This window comes from Streptomyces sp. NPDC111507 (assembly GCF_055638955.1).
Genome location: NZ_JBVKBU010000009.1, coordinates 70,340 through 85,230, shown reverse-complemented (window position 1 = coordinate 85,230; position 14,891 = coordinate 70,340). Strand labels below are relative to the sequence as shown.

12 protein-coding genes are annotated in these 14,891 nt (G+C 72.3%); 4 read left to right on the top strand and 8 right to left on the bottom strand.

The window, feature by feature from the left end; all coding sequences use genetic code 11:
• Positions 1–127 precede the first annotated feature (127 nt).
• Complete coding sequence (locus tag ACZ7M2_RS31670) at positions 128–1,288, top strand: NAD-dependent formate dehydrogenase (protein ID WP_471598397.1); 1,161 nt, start codon at positions 128–130, stop codon at positions 1,286–1,288.
• A gap of 60 nt (positions 1,289–1,348) precedes the next feature.
• Here the strand turns inward: ACZ7M2_RS31670 and ACZ7M2_RS31665 are convergent, their stop codons facing one another.
• The 5 genes from ACZ7M2_RS31665 to ACZ7M2_RS31645 form a co-directional block, all read right to left on the bottom strand.
• Positions 1,349–1,744: a TOBE domain-containing protein gene (locus ACZ7M2_RS31665; RefSeq protein ID WP_054234136.1), complete on the bottom strand. Its 396-nt coding sequence runs from the start codon at positions 1,742–1,744 to the stop codon at positions 1,349–1,351.
• A 55-nt stretch (positions 1,745–1,799) separates the two neighbouring features.
• Positions 1,800–2,219 carry an XRE family transcriptional regulator gene (locus ACZ7M2_RS31660; protein ID WP_352049421.1) on the bottom strand — a complete coding sequence of 140 codons (420 nt, stop codon included), beginning with the start codon at positions 2,217–2,219 and terminating at the stop codon, positions 1,800–1,802.
• Between the two features lie 313 nt (positions 2,220–2,532).
• A complete protein-coding gene (locus ACZ7M2_RS31655; RefSeq protein WP_471598232.1) occupies positions 2,533–3,240 on the bottom strand; it encodes an RES domain-containing protein in 708 nt (235 codons plus the stop codon).
• Positions 3,241–3,605: 365 nt separating this feature from the next.
• Positions 3,606–6,068, bottom strand: coding sequence for a WD40 repeat domain-containing protein (locus ACZ7M2_RS31650; RefSeq protein WP_471598231.1), 2,463 nt, complete (start codon positions 6,066–6,068; stop codon positions 3,606–3,608).
• Positions 6,065–8,227, bottom strand: a complete 2,163-nt coding sequence (locus ACZ7M2_RS31645) for an AAA family ATPase (protein WP_471598230.1) — start codon at positions 8,225–8,227, stop codon at positions 6,065–6,067. The genes ACZ7M2_RS31650 and ACZ7M2_RS31645 overlap by 4 nt, the downstream gene beginning before the upstream one ends.
• A gap of 19 nt (positions 8,228–8,246) precedes the next feature.
• Here ACZ7M2_RS31645 and ACZ7M2_RS31640 point away from each other — a divergent pair, with 19 nt between their 5' ends.
• On the top strand, positions 8,247–9,743 hold the full coding sequence (locus ACZ7M2_RS31640; protein WP_471598229.1) for a lipase/acyltransferase domain-containing protein: 1,497 nt from the start codon (positions 8,247–8,249) through the stop codon (positions 9,741–9,743).
• Between the two features lie 107 nt (positions 9,744–9,850).
• Complete coding sequence (locus ACZ7M2_RS31635) at positions 9,851–11,371, top strand: serine/threonine-protein kinase (RefSeq protein WP_471598228.1); 1,521 nt, start codon at positions 9,851–9,853, stop codon at positions 11,369–11,371.
• A gap of 41 nt (positions 11,372–11,412) precedes the next feature.
• Here the strand turns inward: ACZ7M2_RS31635 and ACZ7M2_RS31630 are convergent, their stop codons facing one another.
• A complete protein-coding gene (locus tag ACZ7M2_RS31630) occupies positions 11,413–11,964 on the bottom strand; it encodes a universal stress protein (RefSeq protein WP_403691472.1) in 552 nt (183 codons plus the stop codon).
• Between the two features lie 335 nt (positions 11,965–12,299).
• Between ACZ7M2_RS31630 and ACZ7M2_RS31625 the strand changes: the two genes are divergently transcribed.
• Positions 12,300–13,661: a cation:dicarboxylate symporter family transporter gene (locus tag ACZ7M2_RS31625; RefSeq protein WP_352049415.1), complete on the top strand. Its 1,362-nt coding sequence runs from the start codon at positions 12,300–12,302 to the stop codon at positions 13,659–13,661.
• Positions 13,662–13,755: 94 nt separating this feature from the next.
• Here the strand turns inward: ACZ7M2_RS31625 and ACZ7M2_RS31620 are convergent, their stop codons facing one another.
• Together ACZ7M2_RS31620 and ACZ7M2_RS31615 are read right to left on the bottom strand one after the other, a co-directional pair.
• Complete coding sequence (locus ACZ7M2_RS31620) at positions 13,756–14,256, bottom strand: hypothetical protein (protein ID WP_471598227.1); 501 nt, start codon at positions 14,254–14,256, stop codon at positions 13,756–13,758.
• Complete coding sequence (locus ACZ7M2_RS31615; protein WP_471598226.1) at positions 14,253–14,825, bottom strand: SigE family RNA polymerase sigma factor; 573 nt, start codon at positions 14,823–14,825, stop codon at positions 14,253–14,255. The genes ACZ7M2_RS31620 and ACZ7M2_RS31615 overlap by 4 nt, the downstream gene beginning before the upstream one ends.
• Positions 14,826–14,891: the final 66 nt, after the last annotated feature.

Below are 14,891 nucleotides of genomic sequence, written 5' to 3'. Positions count from 1 at the left end.
GTTGATAGCCGCCGTCTATCCGGGCATAGCGACGTTCGCTTTGACCAGCGCGATCGGCTCCGAGGATCGTGACAGCACCGTCCGTTCAACGGAGCCCGTGATCAACGGAGTTGAGGAGAGCCGCGTCATGGCCAAGGTGCTCTGCGTGCTGTACGACGACCCGACCGACGGATACCCCACGACGTACGCCCGGGACGATCTCCCCGTCATCGACCACTACCCCGGCGGTCAGACCACGCCCACCCCGAAGGCGACCGACTTCACCCCCGGTCACCTCCTCGGCAGTGTGAGCGGCGAACTCGGTCTGCGCCGCTTCCTGGAGGAGCGCGGCCACACCCTGGTCGTCACCTCCGACAAGGACGGTGACGGCTGCGTCTTCGACCGGGAACTGCCGGACGCCGACGTCGTCATCTCGCAGCCGTTCTGGCCCGCCTATCTGACCCCCGAGCGGATCGCCGCCGCGAAGAACCTGAAGCTGGCGATCACGGCGGGCATCGGCTCCGACCACGTCGACCTCGACACGGCCATCGCGCACGGTGTCACGGTCGCCGAGGTGACGTACTGCAACAGCATCAGCGTCGCCGAGCACGTGGTGATGATGACGCTCTCCCTCGTCCGCAACTACCTCCCCTCCCACCAGGTCGTCCTGGACGGCGGCTGGAACATCGCGGACTGCGTGGCCCGTTCGTACGACCTGGAGGGCATGCACGTCGGTACGGTCGCCGCCGGTCGCATCGGCCTCGCGGTGCTGCGCCGCCTCGCCCCCTTCGACGTGAAGCTGCACTACACGGACCGGCACCGGCTGCCGACGGAGCTGGAGCGGGAGCTCGGGCTGACCTTCCACGCCACGGCCGCGGAGATGGCGCCGCACTGCGACGTCGTCACCATCAACGCGCCGCTGCACCCGGAGACGGAGGGCCTGTTCGGCGACGAGCTGCTCGCCACGATGAAGCGCGGCGCCTATCTCATCAACACGGCGCGGGCCCGGATCGTGGACCGGGACGCGGTCGACCGGGCGCTGCGCAGCGGGCAGTTGGCGGGATACGCGGGTGACGTCTGGTACCCGCAGCCCGCGCCGGCCGGCCACCCCTGGCGCACCATGCCGCACCACGGAATGACCCCGCACATCTCGGGTTCGTCGCTGTCCGCGCAGGCCCGCTACGCGGCGGGCACCCGGGAGATCCTGGAGTCCTGGCTCGACGGGACCCCGATCCGGGACGAGTACCTGATCGTCGACGGGGGTGCGCTGGCGGGGACGGGGGCGCACTCGTACTCCGTCACCCGATGAGCGGGTAGACCGACGGCCGCCGAGGCCACCGCCCGACGGGTCTGAATCGAAAGACAGGCCCTAGACCCGGTCGATGTGCACGTTCGTCGACTTCACGCGGGCGGTGGCCTCCATGCCGACCTCGAGGCCGAGTTCCTCCACGGCCTCCCGGGTCAGCAGGGAGACCAGCCGGTGCGGTCCGGCCTGGATCTCCACCTGGGCCGCCACGTCGCCGAGCTTCACGGCGGTGACGATGCCCGGGAACGCGTTGCGCACGGAGGTGTAGGAGGCGTCCTCCTCACCGCTGCCGCCCTTGGCGAGCTCGACGGAGAACGCGGCCAGATCCCGCCCGTCGATCAGCCGCCGCCCGCCCTCGTCCCGGTGCGTCGCCATCCGCCCGGCGTCCGCCCACCGCCGTGCGGTGTCCGGGCTCACGCCGAGCAGCCGGGCCGCCTGACCGATGGTGTAGGACTGCATGCGCGCCAAGATAGGCGCGAGATCCTTGCATATGCAAGCAAGCCCGTGGGGCGCGTCAGAGATCGCCCTTGACGTACGAGCGGGCCGCCGCCATGACGTCCTTGTGCCGGTCCTCGGCGATGGCCTGCAGCGGTGAGTCGTCCTCCAGCTGCGGATTCATGCCGATCATCCAGGCGCGTGCCGTGTGGCAGTTCTCCTGGAGCTCGATGATCTGGAACACCTGGTAGGCCGCCCTCAGGCGCAGCTCGGAGTCGATTCTCGGGCTGTTCTGGGCGTTGGACCACTTGCCGACCTGCTTCGGGTCCTCGATACCGGCGATGAACGCGGTGAGTTTCTGCCCGAAGTTGTCCTGGAGGAAGCGCGCTATGTCGGCGATCGACTTCTGGACCGTGTTGGCGTGCGCGGTGGTCTCGGTGACCGTGTCGGTGACGCTCGTGGTGACCGTCTTGGCCGCGGACTCTCGCAGTGGCTGCATGATTCCTCGCTTCCTGGCGGTCATGAAACGGGTAAGACACGGGATGGCGCGAGGGGTGACATACAGGGTGTCAACATGGCGTCTCCTCAGTTGTGTTGAAGGAAGTCTACCCGTCTGAGGGTCCCTCACTCCACCGTTTTCCCCCCTTCAATCCCCTGTGAAATCCCACCTCGAAAGTGGCGTGAGGGGTTTGACCAGGGATTTTCTCCGGTGTCGCCGATGGGTGCGGGACGGAGCACCGCTCGATCGGGCGACGCGGGTGCGGCCGAACGCCCGGGGGGCCGGCGCCGTTCGGCGGACCCGAAGACCCCGTTCAGAAGACACGCAGGCCGTACTCCGCCGCGACCGCGCGCAGTTCGGGGGACTCCGGCTGGATGGGGCGCCGCTCGGCCTCGACGAGATCGACGTCGTGGAAGATGGCCCAGCAGGTGCGCCCGCCGTATCCGGAGCGGTAGGCGATGCCCTGGGCCAGCCGGTGGCCGGCGTCGTTGCGCTGGGCGACCGTCCAGGCCGCGATCTGCCGGGCGAGTCTGCGGTCTCGCCCGTGGATGTGCACGTCGGTGAGCGGGGGCTCGATGTCCCACGCCGCCAGTTCGCCCCGGAGTTCGCGCGCGAGGACGGCCCGGGTGGCCTCGGCGTCGACGTCGAGGAACTGGGCGTCCTTGGCGGGTTCGAGCCGGACCAGGATGTGGTCCTCGCGCCAGCCCGAGGCCAGGTGGCCGAGCCTCATGTGGCTGGGCCGCTCGTCCCACTCGTGGCCGATGAGCCCGCGCAGCTTGGGGTGGACGCGGAAGGGCGCGAGCGCCTCGGCGTAACAGCCGGCTGGATCGCTGGCGCAGTACAGCATTCCGTAGGTGGCGAGGCTGAAGCGGCCCGCGCTGGAGCCCTGGCTGGTCTCGGGTTCGAGCCGGTTGTACTCCTTGGGGTGGTCCCTCTTGCCCAGCCGCCACACTCCGCGTTCCGGAGCGGGGACGAGAGACGGTAAGTGGGCTGTGGTCACCGCCGAAGGGCTGTTGTTCATCCTGGTCCTCGCTGCTGAGCCGATGGTCTGCGGCCGCAGCCGCACTGCCGGGGCGCCGCCCGGCGGGCCGAGGGACCCGGGTTCGTACGGCCCGCGCGGCCTCCGTGCCGTGCGGAAGGCGCCGCGCGGTCCGCGCGGTCCGCACGAGGCGCGTGTCCCTGTGTCCCGCAGGTTCCCGTGCCCGTACGTTTCCGTGGCTGTACGTGTCCCTCGCCCGCATGTTCCGCCGGAACATGCGGGCGATCATTCTCCCGTAGCGCGCGCCCCGGGATGCCCGGTTCCACGCCGTGGCGGGGGCGCGAGAGGGGGGCGCTGGGGCACACGGGAGGCGCACGCCCACGTTGGGCGGCCCGGCGGGCGCCGGATCAGCGCCCCTCCATTCGGACGTCGAACACGCATACGCCAGCGACTCCGGCCGCGAGGAGGACGGGGTGCTCGGGGTGCGGGCCGCCCGGCCGGTGGGCGTCGAGCGCGTCGAGGGTCCCGAGCGGGCTGCCCGTCACGATCCGCAGCAGGTGCGAGCCGGTGTCGGTGTCCCACAGGTGGATGGTTCCGCCGGGGCCCGTCGCCGCGAGGCAGGGGCGGCCGGTCGCGGTCCGGAAGAACGCCAGCGCGGCCACCGGCCCGTCGCCGATGTCCAGCCGTCGCCCGACCGGCCGCCCGGTGCCGGGATCCCAGAGCCGGATCGTGCCGTCCTCCCCGCCGGACGCGACGAGTTCGGCACCGTCCGGCTCGTCGACGGGCACGGCGGCGACGGCGTTGACGACCCGCTGCTCGCAGTGGAGCGGCGCTCCCACGGGCCGCAGCGTGACCGGATCCCAGAGCCGTACGGTCCCGTCGGTGCCCGCCGAGACGATCCGCGGACCCTGTGCCGTGTCGAGCACGGTGACGTCCCGGACGCTGAGCAGATGGTCCTCCCGGCAGGCCAGCGCACCCATCCGGTCGAGGTCCCACAGGCGTACGGTGCCGTCGGCGCCCCCGGTGACCAGCAGGGTCCGTCCGTCGTGCGGGAAGGCGGCCATGGACCGCACCGGCAGGCTGTGGCCGAGGAGTCCGGCCAGCCGCGCGGGGGCGGCGTGGGCGCCCCGGTCCAGTGACCACAGCTGGATTCCGGCGTCGTTGTGCGCGGTCACCAGCAGGGGTTCGCCCCGGACGCGCGCCGAGGCGAGGGCGGTCACCGGGGCGTGGCCCGCCGGGAGGAGGACCGGGCGACCGGTCCCGGTGTCCCACAGCGCCGTACCGGACTCGTCGGCCACGGCGATCAGCGGCGCGCCGGCGGTGGACCCCGGACCGGACAGCGCCGCCGCCGTGACGGGCCGCCGGACCGCGCGCCCGGCGCCGACGCCCGGGCCACCCGGCTTCCAGCGCCGCAGGGTGTGGTCCGCGCCGGCCGAGACGAGGAGTTCCTGCCCGGCCGGGGCGGAGAGCTCCTGCCCGGCCGGGGCGGGGAGTTCCCGCGCGGTGCCCGGCAGGGTGGTCAGAGCCACGGGAGGAGCGGTGTGCCCTTCCAGGGGGCCGCCGATCGCCGCGCCCGTCCGCGCGTCCCAGACCCGCAGGGTGTGGTCGCTGCCCCCGGACGCCACCGCCGCCCGGCCCGCCACGGTCAGGGCGGTCAGGGCGACGACGGGCCCCGCGGGCGGAGCGGGCGCGACGACCGTCTCCCGGCCCGTCGAGGCGTCCCGGAAGCCGATGTACCCCGAGTCGTCGCAGAGCGCGTACCGCCCCGGCGCCGCGAGGTCCACCAGGGCCCGCACCGCCCCCTCGTGCTCGTGCTCGTGCGTGTACCCGTCGGCCCGCCGCGGGTCCCAGACGCGCACCCGCCGGCCCTGGGCCACGGCCAGCGCCATCCCCTCCGCCCCGCCCAGACCGACCCCGCTCAGCAGGGCCGGCGCGGGGTCGAGGGAGGGCAGCGGGGTGTCGACGGGCCGGAAGGTGACGGGATCCAGGGCGCCGAGACGGCCGTCGCTGTGGGCGACGAGGACGACCTCCGGGGCGTCCCTCGCCGCGAAGAGAGTGAGGGCGCTGACCCAGGTGCCGGGGCGGTGGACGGGTTCGGCCAGCAGTTGGCCCCGGGTGAGGTGCCAGACGCGCACCGAACCGTCGGTGCCCGCGGAGAGCAGCAGATCGCCCGGGAGCGGCAGCAGATGCTGGACCGCCCCGCCGTACGTGTGCAGCGGCGCCATCGCCGGTACGCCGTGCGGCTCCCACATCCGGATCGTGCCGTGGTTGTCGCCGCTGACCAGCAGGGAGCGGCCGTCGCTGGTCGTGGTGCGGGTCAGCGATTCGAGGCGGGTCTCGGAGACCGCCAGTACGTTGTCCTGCGCCGTCCAGTCGCTCCACAGCGGGGTGATGCGCGAACCGGACACCCGCGCGGCGGACGTGTCGAGCGGGGTGCGGGGGCGGGTCGCCGCGTGATGGGCCAGGTGCAGGCTCGTCAGCCGGGAGTCCGGACCGGCGCCGCCGATGAAGGGCTCGATGCGGGCCCACGCCTCCAGCCACTCCTGTCGTCGCGCCGCGCTCACCGCGTCGCTCTGCCGCAGCAGGGTGCGCACGTTCGCGCTGGACTCCCAGGGCAGTACGGCGAGCGGTACATGGGCGTCGTCGAGGACCTCGCCCCGAGCCGCGTGATGGGCCAGGTGGCGGCTGAGATACGGGTGCGGCGGGATCGTCGGGTCCGCGGCGACGAGCCGGGCCAGCGCCTCGGCGATGAGCCGGTGCGCGTCCTTGGTGTCGGCCCAGGCCTTCGAGTCGTCGGCCCACGTCCTCGAGTCGCCCGTGCGGGAGCGGCCCGGACGGGGCGCGCGGTACGGGCTCTCCGCGTCGCTCATACGGCGTCGCCCCCGACGCCGGCCAGCAGGTCCTGGCGGGGATCCCGCAGGAGCTCGGCCAGGGCTTCGTGGGCCGGCCGGTACACCAGCCGGTCGTCCTCGTCGTCGTGGGCCAGATATCCGGCGAGCCTGCTCTTCAGCAGGTTCTCGATCATCCGGTCCGGCTCCTCGACCGGCCGGCCGAGCAGCGCCCCGGCGACGGCAGGCCACACGTCCGACCAGGGGATGCCCGCGCCCAACGCGAACGCGGCGGCCCGCAGCAGCGCGAGGGCCACCTCCGCGGGCAGCCCCTCGTCCTCGACGAGCGCCAGATCGCGCCGGAGCAGACCGATGGTGCCCGCCTGCAGCAGGTCGAGCCAGTCGGGGTTGCCCGCCAGCGCGTCGGGGTCGGACGCGTGGTGCAGCTGCTCGCCGGCCAGCCGGGCGTCCAGGAACGACGGCCAGACCCGCTTGGCGACGGTCTCGGCCGCCTGCCGGGTGCTGTCGCCGCCGGACGTCTCGGCGCCGACCAGCGCCTGGACGTAGTCGGCGATGTCGCTCTCGCTGTCCGTCTCGTCGGTACGCAGCACGGACGCCGTGGGAAAGACCTCCCGGAGCGCGCCGAGCAGCCCCGCCTCCCGCCCCGCGATGCCGGGAGGGGCGGCCCGGTCCGTACGGGGACGGCTGCTGCGTACGCCGATCAGCAGCCGCAGGGACCGCTGCCGCTCCGGACGGCGCTGGCCGGGCAGCGCGGGGGCGGCGCCGCAGTGGGCGGTGAGCGGGGCGAGGACGTCCCTGATCACGCGGAAGGGTTCGACGGACTCGTCCAGGCCGTCGAGGACGAGCGTGACCGGGTCGCCCGGCTCGTCCAGATGCGCCAGCAGCTGGGCGCGGCGCAGTTCCACCGGGTCGTCGGTCGGCCCGGCCGGGCGCGGTGGCAGTTCCAGGGCGCGCAGCAGGTCGCCGAGCACGTCGGAGGCGGTGCGGTGGCGGGCCAGTACGGCGGCGGTGACGGAGCCCTCGGGCGGGACGGTCTCGGGCGCGGCCGAGCGCAGCGCGCGGCCGTAGCGCGGGTCGTCGCGGAACAGCGGGTCGCTGAGCGTCACGGCCCGCGCCAGCACGGCCGACTTGCCGCTCCCGGCGGTTCCGGTCAGCAGCAGGACACCGCGGGGACGGCCGAGGAACGCGGTGACGGCGCGGCCCAGTCCCTCCCGACCGCTGAAGTACCAGCCGGGGTCGGTCTCCTGGGGGCGGCCGCTGGCGCGGTCGAGCCAGTGGTCGACCTCGTCGGCGGGGGTGGCGAGCTGGCGGCGCGCGGGCCCCACCAGTTCCCGTACGGGCCGGTAGCCGGGGTTCGGCAGACAGGGCGTCAGGGCGGTCTGGCCGCCGCCGTCCAGGACCCGCTTGAGCCGGTGCTTGCGCCGCTCGGTGTCGGTGCCGAGTTCGCTCTCGAACTCCGTCATCAGATGGGCGACGCTCAGCCAGGGCGTGGTGATCTGGGCGGTGGTGCGCAGCCGCTCCAGCACACGGCGCATCACCGAGGGGAACTGCCGTACCTGGACCAGCTGGTCGTGGGCACAGGTGGCGACGACGTCCAGGCTGCCGCCGGTGCGCCGGCTCGGCAGGATCTCCTGGTGCAGCTTCTCCAGCTCCTCGGCGATCCCGGCCGCGTAGCAGGTGTTGATGACGACCAGGACGTGTTCGGCGCGGGAGTCGAGGGCGGCGGCGACGATCTCGCTGGTGCGGATGGCCGTGGCCAGCTGGCGCCGGGGTTCGGTCCTCGGCAACTGGAGGAAGTGGGTGCGGGAGGCGCCCAGTTGGCCGTGTCCCGTGATGAAGACGACCAGGGCGCGGCCGCGCGTCTCGCGCACCCCGCTCTCGTGCAGGAAGCGCTCGACGTCGTAGCGCTCGCGCAGCTCCGGCGCGGGGACGTGGGTGAAGGGCTCCGATGCCCCCGGGGCGCACCACCAGTCGGCCACGACCGAGAGCTGTTCGTCGATGCCGGCGGTGAACTCCGCGTCCCCGTCGCCGTAGTCACGGACGGCGAGGGTCAACAGGGTGCGCCGCGCGGAGTCCTCCTCCACGGTGTTCACCGAGGCACGGCCCGCCGTGGCCTGCCCCGTATCGCCGGCGTCCCCCGGCTCCCCGATCCTGACAAGCCCGCCCGCCCGCCCTCGCATGGTCTCTATTGTTCCCGCCATGACCGAGTCGTCGCAGCCCAATACCGCAGGCCGCCGCCCGGACGAGCGGCCCTACAGCCTCCCCGGCCTCTCCCCGAACACGACGCAGGACGCCGTCGTCGTCGTTCCCGGCATCATGGGGAGCGAGTTGTACGACACGGAGTCCGGCGAGGTCGTCTGGGGCCTCGCGAACGCCGGATGGCTGCTGAAGGCGTGGACGGCGCCCCGGGGACTGCGCGCCCTGCGCCTCACGTCCGACGAACGCGAGGGCCGCCTCGGCCGCATCCGGGCCCGGCGCCTGCTGCGCACCCCCGCCTGGAGCCCGTTCCTGCGCGGCATCGAGCCCTACAACGACCTGGTCGCGACGGTCACCCGGAGCGTGGCCGACCCGGCGGCCGTGCTGCCCTTCGCCTACGACTGGCGGCTGTCCGTCGCCACGAACGCCCGGTTCCTCGCCGAGGCCGCGCGCGAACACCTGGAGCGGTGGCGGCGGCACCCCGCCCACGCGCTCGCCCGCAAGCACCGGGTCGACGAACGGGAGGGCCGGCTCGTCTTCGTCGCGCACTCCATGGGCGGACTGCTCACCCTCGCCGCTCTCACCGACGGCCCCGACGGCGACCTCGCGGCGGACACTCGTGGGGTGCTCACCCTCGGTACGCCCTTCCAGGGGGCGGTGGCCGCCGCCGCGATCCTCAACACCGGGCGGGGCACGCCGGTTCCGCTGCCGCACGGCAGGCTCAGGAGACTCGCGTACACCATGCCGGGCCTGCACGACCTGCTCCCGACGTTCCCCTGTCTCGACGAGGGCCTGAACATCCGCCGGCTCAGCCCCACGGATATCGCCGACCTGGGCGGCGACAAGGATCTGGCCGTCGACTCCCAGACCCTGCACGACACCCTGTGCGGGCGGGCGCTGCCCGGGCACCGGGCGCTGGTGGGCATCAGCCAGCCCACCCTTCAGTCCCTGGCGCTCCGGCAGGGCGTGGTGACCGCCTCCGAGCACTGCTACCGCGAGCACAGCGACGGCGAGCTGATGCGCGACGAGACCGGCGCCCCGCGCCGCTTCGACGTGGGCGGCGACGGCACCGTGCACAAGGAGTCCGCGACCTCCCCCTTGAACCGCGCCGTCGTGCCCCTCGCACTGCAGCACGGTGCGCTGGCCCAGGGGGAGGCCGCGTTGGAGGCGGTGACCTCGTTCCTGGAGGAGGACGAGCACCTCGGTCCCCCGCAGGCCGGGGCCCGGGTCGGCATCGAGGTCCCGGACCTCGTCGCGCCGGGCACGCCCTGGACGGTCCGGGTGCGCGGCGTCGACAGTCCCGCGGGACTGGACTGCGCGGTCGAGGAGGTCGGCGGGGCCTTCGCCGGACCCGCCCGGCTGTACGGCGACGACGACCACCTCGCGGCCCGTGTCACCGTGCCCGCGCCCGGCCTCTACCGGGTCACCCTGGACACGGGCGACCCCACTCCGCTGACCCAACTCGTCCTCGCGGCCCCTGACGAGCGGGACCCGGGCTGAGATTCCCCCGCAACCTGGGCCGACTATGGTGTCGACACGAATCGAACGCGCAATGGTTCGAACCGGTCCGGAGCGAGCGGTCCGGAAAAAACGGCAAGGGGCATGCGGTGGCGGACGAGGGGCGGCTGGTCGCCGGGCGCTACCGGCTGATCGAACAGATCGGCCGTGGCGGCATGGGCACGGTGTGGCGTGCCGAGGACGAGGTCCTCAACCGCGAGGTCGCGCTCAAGCGGCTGCATGTCCAGCGGCACCTGACCGACGACGAGCTCGTCACCCTCCACGAACGCACCCGCCGCGAGGCGCGCAGCGCCGCCCGTATCGCCCATCCCCACGTGGTCGTCGTGCATGACGTGGTGGACGACGAGGGGCTGCCCTGCATCGTCATGGAGTACGTGCCCTCCACCACCCTCGCGGCCCTGCTCACGGACGGCGGCGCGGTGCCGCCCAGCGAGGCCGCGCGGATCGGCCTCGGCATGGTCGCCGCGCTGCGGGCCGCGCACGCCGCCGGGGTGCTGCACCGTGACGTCAAGCCGGGCAACGTCCTGCTCGGCGCCGACGGCCGCGTCGTCCTCACCGACTTCGGCATCGCCATGGCGACCGGCACCTCGACGCTGACCAAGACCGGCGAGATCATCGGCTCGATCGACTACATCGCGCCCGAACGGATGCGGGGCAAGAAGCCCGGACCCGCCGCGGACCTGTGGGCGCTCGGGGCGACCCTCTACCAGTCCGTCGAGGGGCGGCCGCCGTTCCGCAAGGCCACGGCCGTGGAGACGGCGTACGCCATCGCGGTCGACCCGGTCGACCCCATGAAGCAGGCCGGGCCGCTGGAACCCCTCATCGACGCGCTGCTCGCGAAGGAACCGCAGGAGCGGCCGTCGGCGCAGGAGGTGGAGCGGGTCCTGAGGGAAGTGGTGTCGGGGGTACCGACGCAGCTGACGCCCACACGTCCGGTACCGGTACCAGCTCCGGTACCGGCACCGTCTCCGCGGACCGCGACCACAGTGGCACTGGCGCAAAAAGACGCACCGCCCCGGGCCCGTGGGCGCCGGGTGGCCGTCTGGAGCGCGCTGGCCGTGGTGCTGGCGGCCGCGACCGTGGCGGGCGCGTGGTCCATGACCCGGGACGGCAAGAGCGGCGGCACCCACCACAAAGCGGCCGCTTCCACCTCGGCGCCACCGGCCGTTCCCGCGGGCTACCACCTGGTCACGGACAAGAAGCTGGGCGTCTCCTTCCCGGTCCCGGACAGCTGGAAGCGCGGCAAGGCGACCTCCGAACAGGTCACCTACACCGACACGACAGGTCTCGCGGAACTCACGATCGGCATGGTCGAGCCGGCGGGCGCGAACCCCGAGTCGCACTTCACGAACATCGAGGCGAACACCAAGGTCAACTACCCCTCCTCGTACCGGAAACTGCGCATGCAGCGCACCACGTTCCAGGAGAAGCCCGCGGCCGTGTGGGAGTTCACCTTCAAGGGCCGGGTCCGGACGTTCCGCGCCATCGACCTGGGCTTCGGGCAGGAGGGCGGCCGGGAGTACGACATCTACCTCTCGGCTCCGGACCTCAAGTGGGACAGCTTCCGCCCGGTCTTCGACACGGTCTCGGCGGGCTTCCGGGTCGGCTGAGTCGGGACGGCGGGGCCGGGACGGCAGATCGGGACGACGGTTCAGGACAGCGGGTCGGGGGACCTGCCGTCCGTCAGTTCGCTGGCGTCGAGCGGCAGGCGCAGGCTGACCCGGCGGCGTACGGAGGCGAGTTCGCGGTGCAGCGGTGAGCGCGGTACGGCCAGCACCGGGCAGGCGGCGTGCGCGAGGCAGTAGCGCGCGACGGACGGGTACAGCGCCCGGCGCATCCGGCCGCGTCGCCCGCCGCCGATCACCAAGAGGTCGCCGATCCGGTCGGCGGTCCGCACCAGCGCGCGCCCCGGCCGGTCCCACACGACCAGCCCCCGGCACGGCACCCCGGGCCCGTCGGCGCCGAAGGCCGTGTCGAGGGCGGTGAGCAGCCGGTCGTCCGCCATCTGCCGGAACTCGGTCATCGGCGGCGCGAGCATCGAACTCGGGTGGGCGAGCGCGCCGCGCGGCGGTTCCCAGGCACCCACGGCCAGCAGCACGGCGCCGGTGCGGCGTGCCTCGAACGCGCCCCGGTGCAGCGCCGCCAGACTCCCCGGCGAACCGCTCACCCCCACGACGACCCGCCGCCGCTCTCCCTCGCCCATCGCTCGCTCACCCCTCGGCGTACGTCGACACGGGTATCCGCGTTCCATCGAACGCGGGGGGAGGGCGGCGGGCCAGGGTGTTGGCGTTCACCTGACGAGGTCCCGACCGTTCACGACACTTCGGCACACACCTCTGTCCTTGCCCCCTTCGGAGCGACGCCTCTGAAGTGATGCCTTGAAGCAGCCGATTTGAAGCAGTTGCTTTAGAGCAACGTCCAAGATCTCGGCCGGTGACGCTCAGGGTCTTCTGCGGATCGCACTACTCCGACATAGTGACGCCCACCACGATGTGGAATCGAGTTTCCACATGGCAGAAGTTGCTCTGGAGGAATACCGTGCCACCGTCCGTACCGTCCCTGCCGCGACGCGTCGCACGCACGCTGCGCACCTCACTGTTCGCGCAGGTCGCCTGCGCGCTCGTCCTCGGCATTCTCGTCGGAAGACTGTGGCCCGACGCCGCCACCGCCGCCCAGCCGCTCGGTGACGGCTTCGTCCGCCTCATCAAGGCGATGATTGCGCCCCTGGTGTTCTGCGTGGTGGTCGTCGGCATCACCAAGGCCGGTGACCTGAAGGCCTTCGGCCGGATCGGGCTCAAGGCCCTGGTCTGGTTCGAGGTCGCGACCACGTTCGCGCTGCTCGTCGGACTGCTCGCGGGCAACCTCGTCGCGCCCGGCACCGGCATGAACGTCGACCCCTCGAAGCTGGACGCCTCGGCGGTCGACGGCAAGACCGGCGGCGGCTCGCTCCCGTCGACCAGCGAGTTCATCCTGCACGCGCTGCCCGACAGCGCGGTCGGCGCGTTCGCCGAGAACTCCCTGCTCCAAGTCCTCGTCCTCGCCTGCCTGGTGGGCGCGGCCGTGCTGCATCTCGGCCACGGCAAGGTGCCCGCGATCCTGCCCGCCGTCGAACAGGCGCAGGAGGTCGTCTTCGCGGTCGTCGGCTTCATCATGAAGCTCGCCCCGCTCGCCGTGTTCGGCGCGACGGCCCATCTGGTGGGCCAGTACGGGGTCGGCGTCATGTCCACCTACGGCAAGCTCATCGGCGTCTGTTACGCGGCCGCGCTGATCTTCCTGCTCCTGCTGGCCCTCGCCCTGAAGGCGGTCACCGGCATCAGCCTGTGGAAGTTCGTCCGTTACACCCGCGAGGAAATGCTGCTCGCGCTCGGTACCGCCTCCAGCGAGACCGTCATGCCGCGCATGATGCAGAAGCTGCGCCAGGCGGGCTGCCGCGACGACGCCGTGGGCCTGGTCCTGCCCACCGGCTACTCCTTCAACCTCGACGGCGCCTCGATCTACCTGTCGATCGGCACGTTGTTCATCGCGCAGGCGGTGGGCGTGGATCTGAGCCTGGGCCAGCAGATCACGGTCGTCCTGGTCCTCATGCTGACCAGCAAGGGCATGGCGGGTGTGCCGGGTTCCGCCTTCCTCGCCCTCTCCGCGACGGCCTCCGCCCTCGGGGTCATCCCCGTCGGAGCGGTCGCCCTCCTCCTCGGCGTGGACCGCATCATGGACTCGATGCGCGTCGCCACGAACCTGCTCGGCAACTGCGTCGCCGTCTTCGTCGTGTCCCGCTGGGAGGGTGCGCTCGACACGGAACGGGTGAAGAAGGTGCTGGACGGCGAGATCGCGTTCGTACCCGAGCAGGCGGACGGGTCCGAAGAGGACGTACCGAAGCGGGCGGCCACCGAGGTGAGCTGACTCCGGCCGGCCGTCCGCCGTCCGCCCCGGTCGTCGGAGCTCGCGACGACCGGGGCGGGGGCGGTTCGGTTCGGGGCGGTTGAGGTGTCCTGGATCAGCCGGCGCAGAGGGCCAGGTTGATGGTGGCGCCGATGGACACCGTCTTCGGGCTGTGCGGGTCGACCGAGTGGACCGAGCCCGGCTTGCCGTTCTTGCCGCAGTCCACCTTGCTGACCGTGCCGAGCTTGAGCTGGCCCTTCAGCAGCAGTTGCTTGGCGAAGTCCAGGTCGAGGCCCGCGAACTCCAGCGGGAACTTACTGCCCTTCAGCAGCACGTTGGTGGCGTCGTTGCTGGTCGCGGTGGTCGTGGTGGCGGGCTTCTGGGAACCGTTGGTGACGACGGTGGCCAGGGCGGTGCCGCCGCCGGCCACGATCAGGGCGGCGGCGAGACCCGCGATGGCCGTGACGCGCTTGCGGCGGGTCTTGCGCACGATGCCGACGGTGTCGACGGGCGGCGCGTCGGCGGAGTTCGCGAATGCGTTCATGGCGTTCACCAGTTCCTCTTCGAAGGGTGTGTAACCGGTGCGGCTGGAAGGCCGTGCATCGTGTGAAGTCATCGGTTTCCTTCCGTGGGCCGCTGCGGTGAAGGGCCGGGGAGCGCGGGGAACTGGCTTCTCAGCTTCTCGATCCCACGAGCGAGCTGGGACCGTACGGTACTCGCCGAGATCTTCAGATCGGCCGCGATCTCCGCGTCCGACAGATCGTGGAAGTACCGCAGGACCACGACCGTGCGCATACGCATCGGCAGCTGCTGAAGGGCGCGAACGAGCTGGTCCCTGCTGTCTATCTGCCCGTACTCGTCCCCCGGAGCGGCCCGGTCGCCGCCGCTGTCGGGGTGCGGGGTCGTGCGGCGGAATCTTCGCCAGCGGTCGTTCGCCAGGTTCACCATGATCCGCCGCACATAGGCGTCGGGGGCGTCCTTGGCGGCGATCGTGCGCCACTTGCGGCAGGTCCGTTCCAGGGTTTCCTGGAGCAGGTCCTCCGCGGCTTCGCGGTTTCCCGTCAAGACGAGGGCGCCACGGAACAGGGCGGCCGACCGGGCGGCGACGAAAGAGGGAAAGTCCATGTCCAGCGACTCGGTCCCACCACGCTCGGCGCCCAGCTTCCACTCGGTTGCCAGATCCACACGCTCCTCCCTTCCTGTCACCCCTCCACGACGGGGAAGCCCCCTCATCTGCTGCACGGGGGAGAT

What these genes read in the sequence shown, in the direction of transcription:
- ACZ7M2_RS31670 (WP_471598397.1), top strand. Translation starts at nt 128, where the DNA reads ATGGCCAAGGTGCTCTGCGTGCTGTACGACGACCCGACCGACGGATAC.
- ACZ7M2_RS31665 (WP_054234136.1), bottom strand. Translation starts at nt 1,744, where the DNA reads ATGCAGTCCTACACCATCGGTCAGGCGGCCCGGCTGCTCGGCGTGAGC.
- ACZ7M2_RS31660 (WP_352049421.1), bottom strand. Translation starts at nt 2,219, where the DNA reads ATGCAGCCACTGCGAGAGTCCGCGGCCAAGACGGTCACCACGAGCGTC.
- ACZ7M2_RS31655 (WP_471598232.1), bottom strand. Translation starts at nt 3,240, where the DNA reads ATGAACAACAGCCCTTCGGCGGTGACCACAGCCCACTTACCGTCTCTC.
- ACZ7M2_RS31650 (WP_471598231.1), bottom strand. Translation starts at nt 6,068, where the DNA reads ATGAGCGACGCGGAGAGCCCGTACCGCGCGCCCCGTCCGGGCCGCTCC.
- ACZ7M2_RS31645 (WP_471598230.1), bottom strand. Translation starts at nt 8,227, where the DNA reads ATGCGAGGGCGGGCGGGCGGGCTTGTCAGGATCGGGGAGCCGGGGGAC.
- ACZ7M2_RS31640 (WP_471598229.1), top strand. Translation starts at nt 8,247, where the DNA reads ATGACCGAGTCGTCGCAGCCCAATACCGCAGGCCGCCGCCCGGACGAG.
- ACZ7M2_RS31630 (WP_403691472.1), bottom strand. Translation starts at nt 11,964, where the DNA reads ATGGGCGAGGGAGAGCGGCGGCGGGTCGTCGTGGGGGTGAGCGGTTCG.
- ACZ7M2_RS31620 (WP_471598227.1), bottom strand. Translation starts at nt 14,256, where the DNA reads ATGACTTCACACGATGCACGGCCTTCCAGCCGCACCGGTTACACACCC.